At 33.7% G+C, this 19,484-nt stretch carries 18 protein-coding genes; 8 read left to right on the forward strand and 10 right to left on the reverse strand.

Going from position 1 to position 19,484, the window contains the following annotated elements; genetic code table 11:
• Window positions 1–14: 14 nt before the first annotated feature.
• The gene (locus tag J2W95_RS06545; protein ID WP_310005183.1) at window positions 15–1,301 is read right to left on the reverse strand and encodes an anthranilate synthase component I family protein; all 1,287 of its coding nucleotides are present in this window, start codon (window positions 1,299–1,301) and stop codon (window positions 15–17) included.
• A 337-nt stretch (window positions 1,302–1,638) separates the two neighbouring features.
• Here J2W95_RS06545 and J2W95_RS06550 point away from each other — a divergent pair, with 337 nt between their 5' ends.
• Both J2W95_RS06550 and J2W95_RS06555 read left to right on the forward strand, forming a co-directional pair.
• Window positions 1,639–2,016 (forward strand): DoxX family protein, encoded by a 378-nt coding sequence (locus J2W95_RS06550; RefSeq protein ID WP_310005185.1) that lies wholly within the window; start codon window positions 1,639–1,641, stop codon window positions 2,014–2,016.
• 57 nt (window positions 2,017–2,073) lie between these two features.
• The gene (locus J2W95_RS06555; RefSeq protein ID WP_310005187.1) at window positions 2,074–2,448 is read left to right on the forward strand and encodes a DoxX family protein; all 375 of its coding nucleotides are present in this window, start codon (window positions 2,074–2,076) and stop codon (window positions 2,446–2,448) included.
• Between the two features lie 75 nt (window positions 2,449–2,523).
• Here the strand turns inward: J2W95_RS06555 and lpdA are convergent, their stop codons facing one another.
• Window positions 2,524–3,927 carry a dihydrolipoyl dehydrogenase gene (gene lpdA / locus J2W95_RS06560; protein WP_310005189.1) on the reverse strand — a complete coding sequence of 468 codons (1,404 nt, stop codon included), beginning with the start codon at window positions 3,925–3,927 and terminating at the stop codon, window positions 2,524–2,526.
• Between the two features lie 480 nt (window positions 3,928–4,407).
• Window positions 4,408–6,339, reverse strand: coding sequence for an amino acid permease (locus J2W95_RS06565; RefSeq protein WP_310005190.1), 1,932 nt, complete (start codon window positions 6,337–6,339; stop codon window positions 4,408–4,410).
• A gap of 437 nt (window positions 6,340–6,776) precedes the next feature.
• On the opposite strand from J2W95_RS06565, the gene J2W95_RS06570 reads away from it, so the two are divergent.
• From J2W95_RS06570 to J2W95_RS06595, 6 genes are all read left to right on the forward strand, one after another.
• Entirely contained in the window at window positions 6,777–8,336 is a 1,560-nt protein-coding gene (locus J2W95_RS06570; protein WP_310005191.1) for a glycoside hydrolase family 10-like protein, read from the forward strand.
• A 96-nt stretch (window positions 8,337–8,432) separates the two neighbouring features.
• A complete protein-coding gene (locus tag J2W95_RS06575; RefSeq protein ID WP_310005193.1) occupies window positions 8,433–9,695 on the forward strand; it encodes an MFS transporter in 1,263 nt (420 codons plus the stop codon).
• A 131-nt stretch (window positions 9,696–9,826) separates the two neighbouring features.
• Window positions 9,827–11,425: a glycoside hydrolase family 3 protein gene (locus J2W95_RS06580; RefSeq protein ID WP_310005195.1), complete on the forward strand. Its 1,599-nt coding sequence runs from the start codon at window positions 9,827–9,829 to the stop codon at window positions 11,423–11,425.
• A gap of 122 nt (window positions 11,426–11,547) precedes the next feature.
• A complete protein-coding gene (locus J2W95_RS06585) occupies window positions 11,548–12,186 on the forward strand; it encodes a peroxiredoxin (RefSeq protein WP_310005197.1) in 639 nt (212 codons plus the stop codon).
• Between the two features lie 98 nt (window positions 12,187–12,284).
• Complete coding sequence (locus J2W95_RS06590) at window positions 12,285–12,593, forward strand: thioredoxin family protein (RefSeq protein WP_310005198.1); 309 nt, start codon at window positions 12,285–12,287, stop codon at window positions 12,591–12,593.
• Window positions 12,594–12,695: 102 nt separating this feature from the next.
• On the forward strand, window positions 12,696–12,953 hold the full coding sequence (locus tag J2W95_RS06595) for a DUF6952 family protein (protein ID WP_077378508.1): 258 nt from the start codon (window positions 12,696–12,698) through the stop codon (window positions 12,951–12,953).
• Between the two features lie 306 nt (window positions 12,954–13,259).
• Here the strand turns inward: J2W95_RS06595 and J2W95_RS06600 are convergent, their stop codons facing one another.
• The 7 genes from J2W95_RS06600 to J2W95_RS06630 all read right to left on the reverse strand — a co-directional run bounded on the left by J2W95_RS06600 (window position 13,260) and on the right by J2W95_RS06630 (window position 19,435).
• Window positions 13,260–13,880: a hypothetical protein gene (locus tag J2W95_RS06600; RefSeq protein WP_310005201.1), complete on the reverse strand. Its 621-nt coding sequence runs from the start codon at window positions 13,878–13,880 to the stop codon at window positions 13,260–13,262.
• On the reverse strand, window positions 13,877–14,713 hold the full coding sequence (locus J2W95_RS06605) for an ABC transporter permease (RefSeq protein ID WP_310005203.1): 837 nt from the start codon (window positions 14,711–14,713) through the stop codon (window positions 13,877–13,879). The genes J2W95_RS06600 and J2W95_RS06605 overlap by 4 nt, the downstream gene beginning before the upstream one ends.
• Window positions 14,710–15,576, reverse strand: coding sequence for an ABC transporter ATP-binding protein (locus J2W95_RS06610; RefSeq protein WP_310005205.1), 867 nt, complete (start codon window positions 15,574–15,576; stop codon window positions 14,710–14,712). The genes J2W95_RS06605 and J2W95_RS06610 overlap by 4 nt, the downstream gene beginning before the upstream one ends.
• Entirely contained in the window at window positions 15,573–16,103 is a 531-nt protein-coding gene (locus J2W95_RS06615) for a hypothetical protein (protein ID WP_310005207.1), read from the reverse strand. Before J2W95_RS06615 ends, J2W95_RS06610 begins: the two co-directional genes overlap by 4 nt.
• Before the next feature lie 129 nt (window positions 16,104–16,232).
• Complete coding sequence (locus J2W95_RS06620) at window positions 16,233–16,793, reverse strand: DUF6642 family protein (protein ID WP_310005209.1); 561 nt, start codon at window positions 16,791–16,793, stop codon at window positions 16,233–16,235.
• A 39-nt stretch (window positions 16,794–16,832) separates the two neighbouring features.
• Complete coding sequence (locus J2W95_RS06625; protein ID WP_310005212.1) at window positions 16,833–17,462, reverse strand: MCP four helix bundle domain-containing protein; 630 nt, start codon at window positions 17,460–17,462, stop codon at window positions 16,833–16,835.
• Between the two features lie 308 nt (window positions 17,463–17,770).
• Complete coding sequence (locus J2W95_RS06630; RefSeq protein WP_310005214.1) at window positions 17,771–19,435, reverse strand: beta-N-acetylhexosaminidase; 1,665 nt, start codon at window positions 19,433–19,435, stop codon at window positions 17,771–17,773.
• Window positions 19,436–19,484 lie beyond the last annotated feature (49 nt).

Consider the following 19,484-nt stretch of genomic DNA (forward strand, 5'->3'; position numbering starts at 1 on the left):
CAATATGAATTCACTTATAGCAAAACTTCATGCATCGCTTTTGCTTTAAGCAAACATTCATCGTATTCATTTTCTGGAATGGATAATGAAGTTATAGCACTTCCAACAGAGAATGATACATATTCATTTTCTTGATTGTAGAGAATACTACGAATAACTACATTAAAATCGAAATCTCCATTGGGAGAAAAATAACCCACTGCCCCACTGTACAATCCTCGTTTGGTTTCCTCAAGTTCCTCAATGATTTTCATTGCAGCATACTTAGGAGCACCAGTCATACTTCCCATAGGAAATGTGGTTCTAATCGTATCTACGGACGAAAATTGGGGATCGATTTTAGATGTTATAGTCGAAATCATTTGGTGTACCTGCAGGAAAGAATAAATCCCACATAGTTCTTTAACTTCCACTGAAGATTTTTGAGCAGTTCGAGACAAATCGTTACGAACCAAGTCGGTTATCATAATATTCTCGGCTCTTTCTTTAGGATCTTGAGCTAAAGTGTTTTTAGAATTTTCATCTTCTACTGGATCTGAAAATCGTTTGGAGGTTCCTTTTATAGGTTGTGAAATTAAATTTTCACCATCTTTTTTCAAATAACGCTCCGGAGATGCCGAAATCAAAAATTGCTTGTTATTTTTAAAAAACACAGTAAACGGAGCCTGAGAAATTTCATTAAGCCTGAAGAATTTTTCCAGAGGGTTTATTACAGCATTTTGAGCAAAAAACTCCATACAAAAATTGGCTTCATACAAATCTCCTTGATGAATATGTTTCAGTAATTTAGAAACTTTCTCGATGTAATTTTGCTTCGAGATGCGTTGCTCAATAGCTATTTTATTTTGATTTTCGGCACTCGAAATTTGGCAATTAATTATCTCATCAAAATCATTTTCAACTTCATCATCACACATATTGAGATATTGAATCTCAAGTTGGTTTCCTCTTAATAAAAATAACTTTTTAGGCTGAAAAAAGTACAAATCCGGAAAATTCAATCCATCAAAATTATTGGATTGCAAATGTTCAACACCATTTTTTAAATCATACGAAAGATACCCAAACAACCAATCTTTAGTTGTTTGTTGATATTGCTTTAAATCTTCGAAAGCATTGTGGTAATCCGTTTTCATAGACGTGAAAGCATCAACTGCCAAAACGCAGTCAAAACTAGAATATTCATTGGTAAATGAATTGCTGTCCAGAAAAGTTATTTCTCTAAATTCTTGTCCCCAAGCAATAAGCTGCTGCTTGAATTGCAATGGTTCTTCAATAAATTTATAAATGGAAGTTCTCAAATATTAATCTGTTTATGGACTTCAAAATTACAACAAAAAAAATCGCTTCTCAAATCGAACTTTTCATAAAATAACGTTATCATTCACTTTACACATTAACACTCAAATAATGTTAATTATTTAAAAAATCAGCACTATAAATAAATATTAACAATTTATAATACAAATTAAAAGTTAACAAAACATAATTTACGAATTTTATTAACTAAATTTGTTAGTACATTAAAGCTAGTTTTCTTACACATAAAACAGCCAATGTTAAATGAATGAAAAGATATTTATTCACTCCCAATATCAAATAATTGCCAAAACATTTAACTCCTTAAAAACTCAAAATATGAAAACTGCTACTATTTTTATCCGCACAGTAATTGGCTTATTACTAGTTTTTGTATCGATAGCCTATTTTTTTAACATAATGCCAGACCTTGCAAATTCAGGAGATTTCAAAGCTTTCCAACTAGGCTTAATCTCTTCTGTTTATTTAATGCCAATGGTTAAAACAATAGAATTATTATGCGGGATTTCATATCTCTCTGGTCAATACGTTGCCTTATCCAATCTTATTGTATTACCGGTAAGTACAAATATTTTATTCATAAATTTCTTTTTGAATCCAAACGGATTACCACTAGCCCTTTTTGTATTCCTGGGTAACTTATTTTTAATTTACATCTACTGGAAAAATTACAAAAACTTATTTAAAAGAAATTAATATTTTTACATACTAAACCATTTAGCAAAATCTACATCAAACTAAAACCTACAAATTATGAAAATTGCGACCATTATCATTCGTTCTCTAATTGGACTATTATTACTATTCGCTTCTATAAGCTACTTTTTGAATTTGTTTCCAGAACCGCCCTTAGCAGGAAATATGAAAATCTTCAACGATGGACTCAAAGCTTCTGGCTATCTAATTCCTTTGGTAAAAACAATAGAGCTCATTTGTGGATTGTCATTTATCATTGGAAAATTCAATAAACTAACATTTATTCTACTGATGCCTATTTCAGTCAATATTATTTGCACACATATTTTCCTCGCTCCGGAAGGTATTCCTGTAGCAGCCTTTTTATTCTTAGGAAATATATTTTTACTTTACACGAAATGGAATAGTTACAAAGGGCTATTCACAGCATAAATAAAACCATTCTAAACAAAAACCCCGTCTCATTTTTATAACGAGACGGGGTTTTTATTTTTAAAAAGCTTGAAACTATACGTGTAAAGCTCTATTATCTGTTGCTGCCAATGCTGCTTCTTTTATCGCTTCCGCAAATGTTGGATGCGCATGTGACATTCTTGAAATATCTTCGGCAGAAGCCTTGAATTCCATCGCAGTAACTGCTTCAGCAATCAAATCTGCAGTTCTTGCACCAATCATGTGTATTCCTAGAACTTCATCTGTTTTGGCATCAGCAATAATTTTCACAAATCCATCAAGATCTCCACTCGCACGAGCACGACCTAAAGCTTTGAAAGGAAAACTTCCCACTTTATATTCAGCACCAGATGCTTTCAATTGCTCCTCTGTTTGTCCAACTGCAGCAACCTCTGGCCAAGTGTAAACTACTCCAGGAATTAGGTTATAATCAATATGCGGTTTTTGACCAGCCAAGATTTCAGCAACCATAGTTCCTTCTTCTTCCGCTTTATGAGCCAACATAGCTCCACGAACCACATCTCCAATAGCATAAATATTAGGAACCGAAGTTTGCAAATGATCATTCACTTCCACTTGTCCTCTATCCGAAATTTTCACCCCAGCTTTGTCAGCATTCAATCCATCTGTATAAGGACGACGACCAACTGATACCAAAGAATAATCTCCTTCTAAAGTGATTGTTTCGCCTTTAGCATTTTCAGCTTGAACAATTACTGCATCTCCATTTCTCTCAACTGATTGTACTTTATGAGAAGTGTAGAATTTCATTCCTTGTTTTTTCAACACTTTAGTCAATTCTTTAGACAAAGCAGCATCCATTCCAGGAATAATTCTATCCATGAATTCCACAACCGAAACTTGCGCTCCTAATCGTAAATAAACTTGACCTAATTCAATTCCAATTACACCACCACCAATGATAACAAGGTGTTTCGGCACTTTTTTAAGAGCCAAAGCTTCTGTTGAAGTTATGATTCTTTCTTTATCAATTTTGATAAAAGGCAAAGAAGACGGTTTTGAACCTGTAGCGATAACAATATTTTTGGCTTCAATAGTTTCTGATGTTCCATCAGCTTTTGCAATTGCAACGTGAGTCGCATCTACAAAAGAACCCAAACCATTAAAAACAGTAACTTTATTTTTATCCATCAAGAAATTAATCCCTCCCGAAGTTTGATCAACTACGCTTTGTTTGCGAGCAATCATTTTCTCTAAATTCACTTTTACATCACCAGAAAGTTCAATTCCGTGATCGGCAAAATGTTTGATTTCAGCATAATGATGTGAAGAAGACAACAATGCTTTTGATGGAATACAACCTACATTCAGGCAAGTTCCACCCAAAGTGGAATATTTTTCTATAATTGCTGTTTTGAAACCCAATTGTGCACAACGAATAGCTGAAACATATCCGCCTGGCCCAGAACCTATAATGACTACGTCAAATGAACTCATAGTATGTGATTTTTATTTTTAGTGATGCAAAATTAAGGAATAAAGTTTTGTTTAAAGTTTAATTTTAGAGGTTTTTTGTTCGAATTATAACGATTTCATCAAGAATTATATACAAACCTTTTAAATAACTCAAGCAAACCTAAGATTGCTTTTAATCCATCATAGCAAATTCATTAAATAGTTTAGTTCTAAAATTTAGGAGCAGAAAAAATACATTTCACAACAACATTCCTCCCGCTCTCATTCCAAACGAAGTTCACTGAACTCCTATGAAAATAAAAGTATAGTAAAGTAATCTCCGCAAAAAAACGGAGGATTTTCCCTTCCATCGGGGCTATTCCAAATATTTCACTTTTTAGAAGAAAGTTCCAAAAGCATTCCATAAAAAAAACGTCTTGAATCATTCAATGATCAAGACGTTTATATTGTTTAAAAAATCAGTTTTCAACCTATCACCTTCACTATTCTTTCTCTAAAAATTTATTCAGTTTCAGTATTTAGCTTACTGTTTTTTCGGCTGAAACCAAAGTAAATCACCAAACCTATCAGCAACCAAATAGTAAAGTAAATCCAATTCCAAACACTTAACTCCGCCATCATATACAAACAACATATTAAACCCAAAAGTGGAATCAAAGACAAGTTTTCTTTGTAAGACCAAAAAACCAATCCAACGATAACAATTAAGAAAATCCACATTGGTATTTTGTGTTTGAATAAATCAAATCCGCTTTCATATTTTATAGAATCCGAAATTGGCAATCCTGCAACAACTGTTTCATACTTTGCCTCATCTTGCTGATATTGACTCAACAAATGCTCCACATCAAGTTTTTCAGTAGCATTAGTTTTCCCTTCAATACTTACCAAATAATCATACACTTTTTGAGTTTCTTCTTTATTCAATGAAGTTATGATAAATTCCGAATCATTTGTTTTTGTTTCATTAGTAATGAAATCCATAGTCGCTTTTTTGTTATACCCAAAAGAGAAAATCAAAGCGACAACAATTAATAAAGGAAAAATATATTTTGAATTAATATAAGGAGTTTTAAATTTTCCTCTTGGAATGTCGGTTCTATTTTGCAAAGCCAAAACTCCAGCACAAACTAAAACAAAAGCAAACAATGTTCCGATACTACATAAATCGGTAACCATAGTTAAATTCATAAACAAAGCAGGAACCGCCACAACAAAACCAACTACAATTGTTGCAAAAGAAGGCGTTTTGAACTTTGGATGCACATTAGAGAATTTTTTAGGCAACAAACCGTCACGACTCATACTCATCCAGATACGCGGTTGTCCCATTTGAAAAACCAATAATACACTTGCCATAGCAACCACGGCACTTACCGCAATAATCCCGGACATCCATTTTAAATGCAATTGATCAAACACAAAAGCCAATGGATCACCAACATTCAAAGTATTATAACTCACCATACCTGTTAAAACCAAAGCAATACCAATATATAGAATCGTACAAATAATAATTGCCCACATCATTCCTCTTGGCAGATCACGTTGTGGATCTTTACATTCTTCCGCAGTTGTCGAAATAGCATCAAATCCTATATAAGCGAAGAACACCGCTGACACTCCTTTTAAAACTCCCGAAACACCATTTGGCGCAAAAGGGCTCCAATTTGTAGTATCCACATAAAATATTCCAACAGCAATTACCAAAAGAACGATACATAATTTAACCACTACCATAATGTTACTAGCATTACGAGATTCTTTCATACCTCGATAAATCAAGGCAGTAATCAAAACAATAATCAACAGTGCAGGCAAATCGGCAACAAAATGAAAAGAACCAATTACAGGAGATGTTGTCCAAGCAGTATAAGCATTTTGCATCCCAGAACTCAAATTTTCAAAAGTCTTCCCTCCTTCCATCAAAGCAGTAGCATCTTTGAAACCAGTAGAAGCCGTTAAGTAATCCATTTGTACCCATTGAGGTAAATCGATTCCGCCACTAGAGAGTAGTCCCGTAAAATAATCACTCCACGATATGGCCACCGTTATATTCCCAACAGAATACTCCATAATCAATGCCCAACCGATAATCCAAGCAATCAATTCTCCAAAAGCTACATAAGAATAGGTATAAGCACTTCCCGAAACAGGAACCATCGAAGCAAATTCAGCATAAGCAAATGCGGCAAAACTACAAGCAACAGCTGTAAACAAAAACAAAAATATTACAGCTGGACCACCGTCAAAACTGGCCTTCCCGATAGTGCTAAAAATTCCTGCTCCAACAATGGCTGCAATCCCAAAAGCGGTTAAATCTTTGGCTGTCAAATGTTTTCCAAGCGCTTCATGCCCTTCCAAATTATTTTTTTCAACCTGTGCTAAGATATCTTGAACCGTTTTTTTTCTAAAAAGCCCTTTTAGTGCCATGTTATATATTTTACCGTTAAAAATTAATATTTAGTATTTTTTGCTATAGTATTTTTAGTAAAAAGAAAAAAATAGTAAAGCCCAAATATAAAAAACATATTCATTCTTTAAAGTCAAGATTTTGATTTTTTATAATATTGGGATTTTAAAACAACATTTCTCTTTTAAACCTTAAAAAAAGTCAAATATACACTCAAAAAATACATTTAAACAAAATATAATTCAATTTTTATTTAAAAAGTTTAAAATCACACAATTTGCAATTAAAGTTTCCCTAACACCAAAAACCATTCCAGAATTAATAAAAACAGACAATTCCTCTGCTTAGAATATCAAATTCTTCAACAAAAATCAATTGTCTTGATTTTTTATTCCCAATTAATTTAATATACTTAGCTAAAAAAACTACTTTTGATTTCTTTATAAAAAGAGTAAAAATGATCCTAAAGAAGTCCCTGCTATTCCCAACTATATATCTCCTGTTTTTTGCTATCATTGGGCATGCCCAAAAAAGAGAGATGCATCCAAAAAACGAATTTAGAGCCGTTTGGATTGCCACCGTTGTCAATATCGACTGGCCAAAAAGCAGTGCGGATTCCGTAGAAAAACAAAAAGCAGACTATATCGATATTTTGGATACTTACCAAAAACTCAATTACAATGCCGTAATTGTACAAATACGTTCTGTAGGGGATGCGCTTTATCCAACGACATTAGCGCCTTGGTCTCGTTACCTGACTGGAAGAGAAGGAAAACCATCAAACCCAAATTTTGATGCCCTCGAATGGATGATTACCGAAGCCCATAACCGTGGTTTTGAATTTCACGCTTGGCTAAATCCCTATCGAGCCACTTTCGATTTGAAAACCGAAACCTTAAGTCCTAACCATGATTATTACAAACATCCAGAATGGATGATTGAGTATGGAGGAAAATACTATTACAACCCTGCTCTACCCGAAGTACAGCAACACTTGACAACAATTGTAGAAGAAGTGGTGATAAAATACGACATTGACGCCATACACTTTGATGATTATTTTTACCCTTACAAAATAAAAGGAATCGAATTTAATGATACTGCTTCCTTTCAAAAGTTTGGGAACGGACTTTCCTTGGCGGATTGGAGGCGTTCCAACGTGACCACTTTTGTCAAAAATATTTCCTCTAGTATAAAAAAACTAAAGCCTTGGGTACAATTTGGTATTAGTCCATTTGGGGTTTGGCGTAATAAATCAGTTGACCCGAAAGGATCAGATACCGTTTCTGGACAAACTAATTATGATGATTTATATGCTGATCCTGTTGACTGGATGAGTAACAACTGGATTGATTATATTGTACCACAACTATACTGGAGCATTGACCACAAAACAGCTTCGTATGCCAAATTGATAAAATGGTGGTCAGAAAATGTACCAAGCAACACTGCATTGTATGTGGGAAACAGTACCTACAAAATCAAATCCGATTCTGACAGACACTGGAATAATAAATTTGAAATTCCAAATCAAATTGACCTTACACGTTCGTATCCAAATGTGCAGGGAAATGGTTTTTTTAGTGCCAAGTGGTTTATGAATAAAAATATGGACGTAGTCAAAGTACTCCAAGAATATGAATACAAATATCCAGCATTGCCATTGCCTGTACCTAATTTTAAAAAGACAATTACCGAAACATTGGCTATCAATACCATCACTAAAGATACGGCCAATTATTATATTTCTTTTCAGAAGCCAAAACTGTTATCAAAAGTTAGGTATATAGTGGTTTACGGCGCAAAAGATGCTTCTAAAATAAATATAAATGATGCTTCACAAATTCTGGACAAAATTGCTGTCGTAGAAGAAAATGAAGGATTCAGCATTGAAGTACCAGATTATAAAATGATAGGCAAAAAAGCCTTTGCCTTTACTTTCGTAGATTATTATGCCAATGAAAGCCCAGAAACCATAATCGATTTACAAGTTGAAGTTGAAACACTAACAAAATAAAGATTGCTTTAAAGCGAACCCAAAAAGCTAGACACAACTAAACGTTCTTAACCATTAGACTTTTAAACAAATAAACAGTTAAACAATATAAAAATAATGAAAGAAAATAAGCCTTGGTATTGGATTCCGTTTTTGAATTTTTCATCGGGTTTTCCGTATGCTATTATCATCTCGGTATCGGTGATAATGTATAAAGATTTAGGGGTTGATAATCAAGACATTGGATTTTACACCAGTTTACTGTACTTACCTTGGGTTATTAAACCAATCTGGAGTCCGTTTATTGATTTGTATGCCACCAAAAGAAAATGGTTTTTGGCGATGCAATTGCTGATTGCAATTACCTTTTTGATTGTGGGTATGACAATTTCTTTTAATCATTTTTTCATATTGAGTTTGGCACTTTTTTGGGTTGGGGCATTTGCTTCTGCATCCAATGATGTGGCAAGTGATGGCTATTATATGTTGGCATTGGCCAAAGAACAACAAGCTTTTTTCTTAGGGATTCGCAGTACATTTTACCGACTTTCAATGCTTACCGGTAATGGGTTGATTGTAATTCTAGCAGGTTTTTTGGAGAATAAATTTGGAGATAATACCAAAGCCTGGTCTTATACTATGATTTTTGTTGCCCTAATTGCTATTTCTCTCACCATTTACAACTTTTTCTCGACTCCCAAAGTAGAAGAAACCACCGAGGTCGAAACCAGTCAAAAAACAAGTTTCAGTGAAGTCTTTACCTCTTTCTTTCAAAAGAAACAAATTGGAATTGCAGTTGCTTTTATTTTACTTTTCAGATTAGGTGAATCCCAATTGTTAAAAATGCTTACACCTTTCTTAATTGATAACAAAACTAAGGGAGGCATGGGATTGGCCACTGAAGATGTGGGAATCATTTATGGAACTTTTGGAGTAATAGCACTTGTCATTGGAGGAATTCTAGGGGGTATCATAATCTCCAAAGGTGGACTGCGCAAATGGATGCTACGTATGTTCCTTGCTATGCACTTACCTATAATTGGCTTTATACTCTTGGCATATTTTCATCCAACATCTGTTTATTATATTTATGCCGCAGTTATTGCTGAGCAATTTGGATATGGTTTAGGTTTTGCTGCCTTTATGATGTACCTGATTTACATAGCCGAAGGTGAGTCCAAAACTTCGCACTATGCTATTGCCACTGGCTTTATGGCATTGGGAATGATGCTTCCTGGTATGGCCAGCGGTTTTATACAAGAATATTTAGGATACGGAAATTTCTTTATTTGGGTGTTTTTGGCCACAATTCCAGGATTAATTTTATCCCAATATCTTGATTATCCAGATGAGTATGGTAAGAAAGTAGAAGAGAAATAAAAACATCTTTTTTTAAACATATAAGTCATAAACGTATATTTATAATAGTAATTATTGAACACTTAAGCTTAATAACTAACAGTTTTTAACTTATATGTCATATTTAAACTAAATATCATATTCATTTCAAAATGACACTAGAACAAAAAATAGGGCAATTCTTTTTTCCTGCCGTTTTTATCAACGATACGGAAGAGAATATTCTGGAAACAGAACGATTAATCAAAGAACATAACATCGGTGGATTAACGTTTTTTCATAGCAGGGCCAGTGCGGCAACCAACTATGAGAGCAAGAAAAAAGTGGAATTCAACGATGACAGCTATCAGCGTTTGAAAGACCTGATTTTGCGTTATCAAAAATGTGCTACCACTCCCCTATTGATGAGTATTGATGCCGAATGGGGCTTAGCGATGCGTGTCGAAAAAACACCGCAATATCCTTATGCTATTACCCTTGGTGCTTTGCCCGAATCAAAAATAAATTTAGTGTACGAAGTGGGAAAACAAATTGCATTGGACTTAAAAGAGGCTGGGATCCATTATAATTTAGCTCCATTGGCCGATATCAATAATAATCCTAATAATCCGGTTATTGGGTATCGTTCTTTTGGTTCCAATAAAGAAAAAGTCGCTCAATACGCTTTAGAATACCTTCGCGGAATGTCCGATGTTGGAATTCTAGGTTGTTTGAAACACTTCCCGGGACACGGGAATACCAATGTGGATTCGCATTTGGGATTACCTGTTCTACAGGAAAACTTAGAACAATTACTCGAAAACGAATTGGTGCCATTTATAAAAGGAATCGAAAATCAGATAGATTCTATCATGATAGGTCATTTGGCTGTTCCCGCTCTGAACGACGGAAAAGAAACTTCCGCTACTCTATCAAAGAACATTATTGAGACTCTTTTGCGTGAGCGATTAGACTATGACGGCTTAATTATTTCGGATGCTTTGAACATGCACAGCGTTTCCAAATTATATGATGTTAAAGGCCAATTGGAATGGGAAGCTTTCAACGCTGGGAATGATGTCCTATGTTTTGCCGAAAACGTAGCTGAAGGAATTCAAGAAATCCTAAAAAATGCAAGTCCAGAACGAATCGAAGCTAGTTTAAATCGCATTATGAAATGCAAGGAAAAAGCAGGCCTTTTTAACGAAAACAAAGAACCTGCTGCTAATTTCGATTTCAAAATCACTTCAGAATTAAATCGAAAAATAGCCGATTATTGCATTACCGAAATTAAGGATAAAAATAGCTCAATCCTTCTTTTTGACGCTAAAAACAGGGAGCGCCTGGCTAAATTGAGTATTTACAAAACAATTGACAATCAGTTTTTTAAAACATTAGGTCCAATCTTACCATCTCCAGAATATGCTATTGAAAATGCCAACGATTTAGTTGAAACAACACTAATTGAAGACCTTGAACCATTTGATACCGTACTCATTTCTTTATTTATACCTAAAGCAAAACCTTTGAATAAATTTGATTTGGAAGATTCTGTTTTGGAGTTTTTAGGTCAATTGTTTCAAACCAAAAAATGCATTCTCTATGTTTTTGGAAACCCTTATGCCTTACAAGTGATTCCAAATCTAGATAAAACCATAGGAATTGTTGTGATGTATCAGGATTTTGTGGAGTTTCAAGAAAGTGCAGCCGAACAATTATTGGAAGACAAAAAAGGAAAAGGCAGCTTACCAGTTTCAATTACAGGGATTTAACGAATTTCAATAATCAAAAACTATCACTATATAAATATTTATAATAAAATTTTATTGTTCGACTCTTTTTAGATGCCGTATATTTGCACCATTAAAAATATCAAACAATAAAATTAATTAATATGTCATTAGTAGGTAAAAAATTCCCAAGTATTGCAGTAGACGCTATTTCAGAAATGGGTGATAATTTAAAAATCAACATTTTCGAAGAAGCTACAAAAAACAACAAAAAAGTACTTTTGTTTTGGTACCCAAAAGATTTCACTTTTGTTTGTCCAACTGAATTACACGCTTTCCAAGCTGCTTTACCAGAATTTGAAAAAAGAAACACAATCGTAATTGGTGCATCTTGTGATACTAACGAAGTACACTTTGCTTGGTTAAACACTCCAAAAAATAATGGTGGAATTGAAGGTGTAACTTACCCAATTCTTGCAGATACAAACAGAAATTTAGCTAACATTTTAGGAATTCTTGATATCGAATCTACTAGTTACAGCGAAGATACAGATTCAGTAATCATCGAAGGTTCAAACGTAACTTACAGAGCTACATATTTAATTGACGAGACTGGAAAAATCTTCCACGAAAGTGTTAACGATATGCCATTAGGACGTAACGTAAACGAATATTTACGTATGGTTGATGCTTATACTCACATTCAAGTAAAAGGTGAAGTTTGCCCTGCAAACTGGGAAGCTGGTAAAGAAGCAATGAGTGCTGACAGAAAAAGTACTGCTGAATACCTAAGCTTAAACTAATACAAAAAAGACTCTAAGCTACTAAGTCGCTAAGATGTTAAGTTTTTAAACTTAGTAACTTAGAGACTTAGAATCTTAGCAACTTAAAATAAAAATCTATGTTAATCGAATTAAACGAAGATACGTTAGGTGCTTTAATAGCACAAAACGAAAAAGTGGTGGTTCAATATTCAGCCTCATGGTGTGGAAATTGCAGAATCATGAAACCAAAATTCAAAAAATTGGCAACAGAAAATGACGGAATTTCATTTGTTTTAGTTGATGCCGAAAGTTCTCCAGAATCCAGAAAACTAGCCAACGTAAGTAACTTGCCTACTTTTGCCACTTTCAAAAATGGAAAATTGGTAAACGAAACGCAAACCAACAAACAAGAAGTTTTAATTGAATTGGTAAACGAAATTCTTTAATTGGCAAACGTTTATTTGTTGAAACGCTAAACTATTATAAACAGTTAAACACTTCAAAAAATAACGATTAAACAAATACCGATTAAACAAATAAACACTAAAATGAAGTTACCCGTAATAAAACATTTGACCCAATTCATCGAGGAAAACGATCAGGATTACATTATCGAAACCATCGAAGTACTGGAAGCCATGACCGAAATCCCATCATTGAAAGATGAAGAATTGGACGTTATCGGAGAATTGATTTCAAACATGTACGGCGCAATTGAAGTCCACAAAATGGTACAACAAGGCACAGACAAAAAAGAAGCTCTAAATACTTTCATGAAAAGAGTTCTCGGATCAATCGATAAATAAAATCGTTTCTTAAGTATAGATAAACGCATTCCATAATGGGCTGCGTTTTTTTTATGGTTTAAAAACATGTATTTAATCCATCAGTTCGCAAAAGCTAGTGTGGGCGAGCCACCATTAGGAAAAGGGGTTACCCTACTTTCCATCGATTCGCCCCTTACCCCAATGTTGTCGGGCTATCCGCGCTACTTCGGTAGCTAGCTTTTATCTCTCTCGCATGACAAGAACAATAATTTTAATTGACAACCTCAGAATAAAATTGCCATTAATTATTATCGACAATAGAAATCGACCAACACGATTACTACCCTATAAAAAATGAAAACCGCTGAACTTCAGGAAGATTTTTCCCTTTATTTTTCCATCTTTGTCTTTTGCTTTATTTAAACTTGTTTTTCCCAGAAACTTCAAGGGAATATTGAGTTTGCTAGTCCAAAAACTAATTTCTGTCGTACTCGGAAAATTACCTGAAGAATAGGAATGCTTGATTAGATATTCCCCTGAATCTTTGGTAATCAAGTCAATCTCGTCAATTCTGCTTTGCTCTTTCAGTATTTTTAAATCGGCTGTAACCCAATCGCTTTTGGAATCCATAGAAACCAATTTATAATTAACAAAACCTCCATTATCCGAAAGAAAAATCCAATGTGCTTGGCTAGAAAGCAATTCCGAAAACTGATTGGTCAAGCCTTTTTTTGGAATCAACAATATTCCTTTTCCTTTTATCTGTACTTTTTTCCCTTTTTCATATTTAATGCTTAAATCTTTTGGAGAAACTGTTAATCCAGGAACATCAATGCTAATGTTTACCATAGTTTCGTATCCATTTTTAATGTCGTAACGAGCTTTGAGTTTCTCCATTAATTCTGTTTGCGCTTTTGCAAAAAAGCTATTACAGAAAACAATAACTATGAAAAGAATATACCTCATTCTGTTATTTTTAAAAATTTAAATCGAATGATTGAAATAACGATACAAACAATAGAAAATAAAAGCAACCAAATCGTTGAATTAGCAATGGCCCCATAATCAATATGCGAATAAAAAAATAATTGCCATTGTGAAAAATGATAGGTTATCAAAAAGAATTCCCAGCCTGTAAACAAGGACCCCGATAAGGTTTGTAACAATGTGCTAATGATAATAAACCCCAATGTGATTAAAATGGAAACCAATGATTTTCTAACAAAAAAACTAACGGTAACAGAAAGAATTGCAAGGGTTGTCATAGCCAAAAAAGCAAAGCCAAATGCTCCCAAAAAACGCAATGGCAATTGGGATTCTTCGATGATTTGTAATCCATTAAAAGCTACTATTAAATCTCCTTTGCCAAACAAAATCAAAGCCGGAATTATTGAAATAATGGCATAACAAATGATAAAGAAAAACACAAACACAACGGCTGTAAAATGCTTGGACAAGGCAACACGGTTTCTGCTTATTGGCCTTGTCATCAAAATACGAATGGTGCCATTTTCCAATTCGGAACTGAATAGATCACCAGTTACGATGGAAATTAAAACAGGTACGTGAATCCAAAGTGTATTTAATATTAAAAAACATGCCAAATAGCCATTCAAAACATTTCCCTGAACTTCAAAGTTTCTATCCAAAGATTGAAATATAAAAGCTAAAGCATTCGTGCCTTCAGATTTTAATCCCCAAAAAATGAGGCAAACCAAGACCATCATCAACCCAATACTTAAAAAAGTTCTGCGTCTGTGAATTAGCTTTATACACTCAAATCGTAATAGTTCTATCATTTAATAATTTCCATGTATTTGTCATATAATAGACTCGATCTGTCTATTTTATAAGGAATTAGATCCAATTCATATAATTCTTTCAAAATGGTTTGGGTTTCTTTTTCATTTGCTTTAAGCGTAAGAACATTTGCGTTCATACAGTTTTCAAATCCTAGATTTAAATTTTGCGGAAGTAGTACATCAAAGTGCATTTTTACATTTTGTCTATCATTTCCAAAAGTTTCCATTGAACCAGAGAGGTAAATTTCGCCTTCGTTTAACAGTATAAAATCGTCTGCAATAGTTTCAATATCTTCCAATAAATGGGTTGAAACCAAAATGCCTTTTCCTTTGTTCTTTAAGTCAGTCAGTAGTTTCAGAATTAGTTCCTTCACTTCTGGATCCAAACCATTGAAGGGTTCATCCAAAATTAAAAAAGAAGGATTATCTATTAAAACCTGTGCCAATCCAAGTCTTTGTTTCATCCCTTTGGAATAATGCTGTACTTTTTTGTCCGCATCTTTTGCCAGTCCAACCATTTCCAGAAGTTCAGTTGCATTTGCAGAAGATCTGGTGAGGGCTATTAAAAGTTCTAGGTTCTTTTTACCACTTAGATAAGCATAAAAATCTGCGGTTTCGAGTAAATAACCACAATGACTGCGTAAATCATTAAAGCTTTTCATTTGGATTCCGTCCAAGAAAACAAATCCGCTATCAGGACTGACCAATCCAGATAAGATTCTGAAAATAGAACTTTTCCCAGCGCCATTTGGCCCAATAAGAGCTGTTATTTTACCTTCGGTAATCGAAAAACTGATACCTTTTACGATGGGTTGTGCATCATAACTGAGCGCTATCTTTTGGACATCTAATTTTCTCACCAGTAAAAATATTTACTTTTATAATTTGCCACAAATAAAGTGGAAATCCAATACTCTTTGGTCAAAAGAATTGTCGGCTTTTTTAATATAATTACGGGTAAAATATGATACCAGCGAAATCCAATGTTATAAAAATAATTATCGATTTCTTTTTTGTAACCAAGACTTCTTGCTGCTTCTGCAAAAGCATCCCTTTGGCATCTGGATTTAGAAAATATTTTAATAAGAGATTTTTTAAAGCCGTATTGATGCATTAAATCTTTGGCCATTTTATAATTCTGATATCGGCTGTAAGCGTCCAATTGAGTTGTTAAAACCAAACTGAAAAAATATGAGCCAAAAACAAGATGAAAATTAAACGCGAAATCTTTAGCAGTAGCTAAGGCATCAAAATTGATATAGCTTATGAATAGACATCCCATACAAAAAGATTGCAACAAAAGAGTAGATTTTACATAAGTCACCGCTCTATTTACGTAAACATCTGTTTTTGAGATTGAATAATTAGTGTATTGCGCTTTTATCATTGAATACCTAAATTTTAGAGACAATTAATTCTGCCCTTAAATTAGGAATTTAATCGATTGGTTTTTGTAAAAATGCAGCTTTTATTAAATCTAAAACATGTCTTTTTAGAAAGTTTAAAATTACATCCATTAATAATACAATCTAAAATCCAGCAACTTACAAAGTGAATAGTGCTTTTGATGCAATTCTTCTACAATTTCTATGATATCGTCATATTCTTGGCATAGGCTAAAAAAAGCTTTATCAATAGATACACTTTTTAAGTTATTGGATTTTAGTCCATAACCCGAAACAGCTCGAGCACCTGTTATGTCCAAAAAGTATTGTGCTTCTTCCTCGCTTAGATCCAAAACTTTGGCATTAGAGAAATGCAAAATTTTCCCTTTCATCTTTCCTTCAAAGATTTCGGCTATTTCTTCCAAACTGTAGTAATAGTTGTTAAGGCAAATGTTATTTTCTTCACCTGGCATCACTAAGTAGATGATTTCATAGTCCTTAAAATTATGGTCGTCATAAAGCAACGCATTCAAGCTGTCTTCCAAACCTTCAATAGTATCACACGTTTTGTAAATGCTAGCTATTCCTTGATCAAAAGCTAGTCGCTCTAAGTTTTTGAGCACTTCGGTATTAAAACTAGTCTCTACATCTGGAACTGCTTCGAGGCAGAAAATAAATTGGTCACGATCCATAAAATTGTGTTACTGTGGTGCTTTATTTTTCGGTTGCGGTCAATTCATACTTGGTGCTTCTGGTATTTTGACTTTTATTTTGGTTTTCTTTACGATTAGCAAATATAATGCGAAACCGCCTAAAACCACCAATAAAGCAATTTGAAGTTGTCCCCAAGTCGTGTTCTCCCTATGAATGGAATTGGAACTTTCTAGATTGAATTTAGCTTCACTAATTTGGATTTGTGACAATAATTCCAGTGTTTTCAGCGCTTGGTCACTAGATTGTGTCACTTGACTCCAGTTGTTATTTTGCGATTGAAGTTCAATAGCAGAACAGGAAGCCAAAAAAGAAACAAAAGATGTTTTTTCTTTGGGAGTCAAAAAAGTATTCAAATATAATTTATCAATTTTATGAATGTTTTGTATGGCAGTCGCAATTGCAGCTTTTTTCTGCAAGTCACTTAGCACGTTTTGTAGAGCCATTGCTTTTATAGAATGAAGCTCATTGTCATACTGAAAGATATAGTGGGCAACCACCAATCTGTCGTTATAGATTGCATTAATGTTTTCATTCGCTTTTTGGGAGTTTTGCAATCTAATAAAATTGCTTATTAGAATAATAACCATAACAATCAACAAAACAAGTGCCGCTTTGGTTTTGTTGCTAGTTTTTTTTTGATCTTTCATCTTTATATTTTTTTGTTATGCAATACAAGCTATTGTCTTGGATTGATTTCTTAAAAGTACCTTCACAAGTTTATAAAGTTAAGAATAGATTCATTAAAAGTAATATGAACTATTAAAAAAAAGATTTAATAAAATTATTCGAAGAAAATTGGTAGCAAAAATGAACGTCACAAAACAAAATTGATGATCAATCTCAACTAATCCTGAACATATAAAAAAAGGTTCGACTTTAATTAAAAAGTCAAACCCTTTTTTAAAACTTACACTTTTTAGGACAGTGTCAAAAACTGTCCAAAATTGAATAATCTTTAATTATTAAATGTCTTTGGTAGTACAGTTTGATATTCTATAAAATAGTTTGCACCCCACATAGTATATCTTTTTTTCTGAGTCTCGATTTTTGTTTGAAATACTGCCCAATTTTTATTTACTTTCGGAGACCACAAAACTTCGCTTAAAGCACTCAAACGTGGAAATATCTGATATTCTACTTTGGCAGGAGTTTGCATATATTCTGTCCATACATTTCCTTGGGCTCCCAACACATACTTAGCCTCCTCCTCATTCAATTCCTTTGGAATTGGCTCATAACTGTAAATTTTTTCTAAGTTCGTAAAACCACCAATAGTAACTTCTTTGTCATTTTTCGTTTGGGAATGATCCAAATAAACATGGCTTCCTGGGGTCATAATCACCTGATGTTTTTCTTTTGCTGCTGTAATTCCACCATTCTCTCCTCTCCAACTCATTACAATAGCATTTGGCGCAAGACCACCCTCTAGAATTTCATCCCAGCCTATTAATGTTTTTCCTTTGCCATTAATATATTTCTCCATACGTTGGATAAAATAACTTTGAAGTTCATGCTCATCCTTCAATCCTTTTTCTTTTATCATGTTTTGACAAAACTCACTTCTTTTCCAAGCATCTTTTGGTGATTCATCTCCACCGACGTGAATGTATTTCCCAGGAAATAAAGGTACTATCTCATCGATAACATCTTGCAAAAATTTAAATGTATATTCTGTTGGGGCATACACATCCGTAAAAACACCCCATGTTTCCTGAACAATTTTAGTTTTTCCGTTTGCCAATTCCTGTTTGCTTTTATTAGAAATCATTTTATCTGAGAGTTCAGTTTTCTCATTTGGAAAACAACTTAACTCAGGATAGGCAGCAATGGCAGCACTACTATGTCCTGGCATTTCGATTTCTGGAATTACTGTAACAAAACGATCAGAGGCATATTTTACAATATCTTTGACTTCTTCTTGAGTATAAAATCCTCCTTCTGGAGTATTATCACTACCTGTACCTGGGTATCTACCAATAATAGATCCGTTTCTTTTGGATCCAATTTCAGTAAGTTTAGGATATTTTTTAATTTCAATTCTCCACCCCTGATCTTCGGTTAGGTGCCAATGAAAATAATTCATTTTATGCAGAGCTAAATAATCGATGTATTTTTTAACAAAGGCAACCGGGAAAAAGTGACGCGCAACATCCAACATTGATCCTCTGTAAACAAAACGAGGTTCGTCTTTTACATCTACCGATGCAATTACAAGATTATTGCTTTTTTCAACAGGCAGCAATTGAATCAAAGTTTGCATCCCATAGAAAGTACCAATTGGAGAATTCCCGTTAATTACAACACCTTTATTGTCTGATTTCAGACTATAACCTTCACTCTTAAGTCCATCAATACCCTTAAGGCTTTTTAACTCAATGCAATTTTTATCGGCAATTTTAACTATTGGCAATTTAAAACCATAGTAATCCAATAAATATTTATTCAGGAAAGACGCAGTGCGCTTATCCTCATTATTGGAAACAACCAAACTTGTTTTAGCATTAATTACAAAACTCCCTGTGTTTCTGGTAACTTGTACCGGCTGAGGAATGATATTTACTTCCTGAGCAAATGACATTGCACTGCAAAAAAGAAGTGTAACGATAAATGATCTTACCATATTTACGTTTTTAATTTATTTATAAAATATTTTATTCTTAGATTTTTTA

Source organism: Flavobacterium granuli (assembly GCF_031456055.1).
In the GTDB taxonomy this organism is placed as follows: domain Bacteria; phylum Bacteroidota; class Bacteroidia; order Flavobacteriales; family Flavobacteriaceae; genus Flavobacterium; species Flavobacterium granuli_A.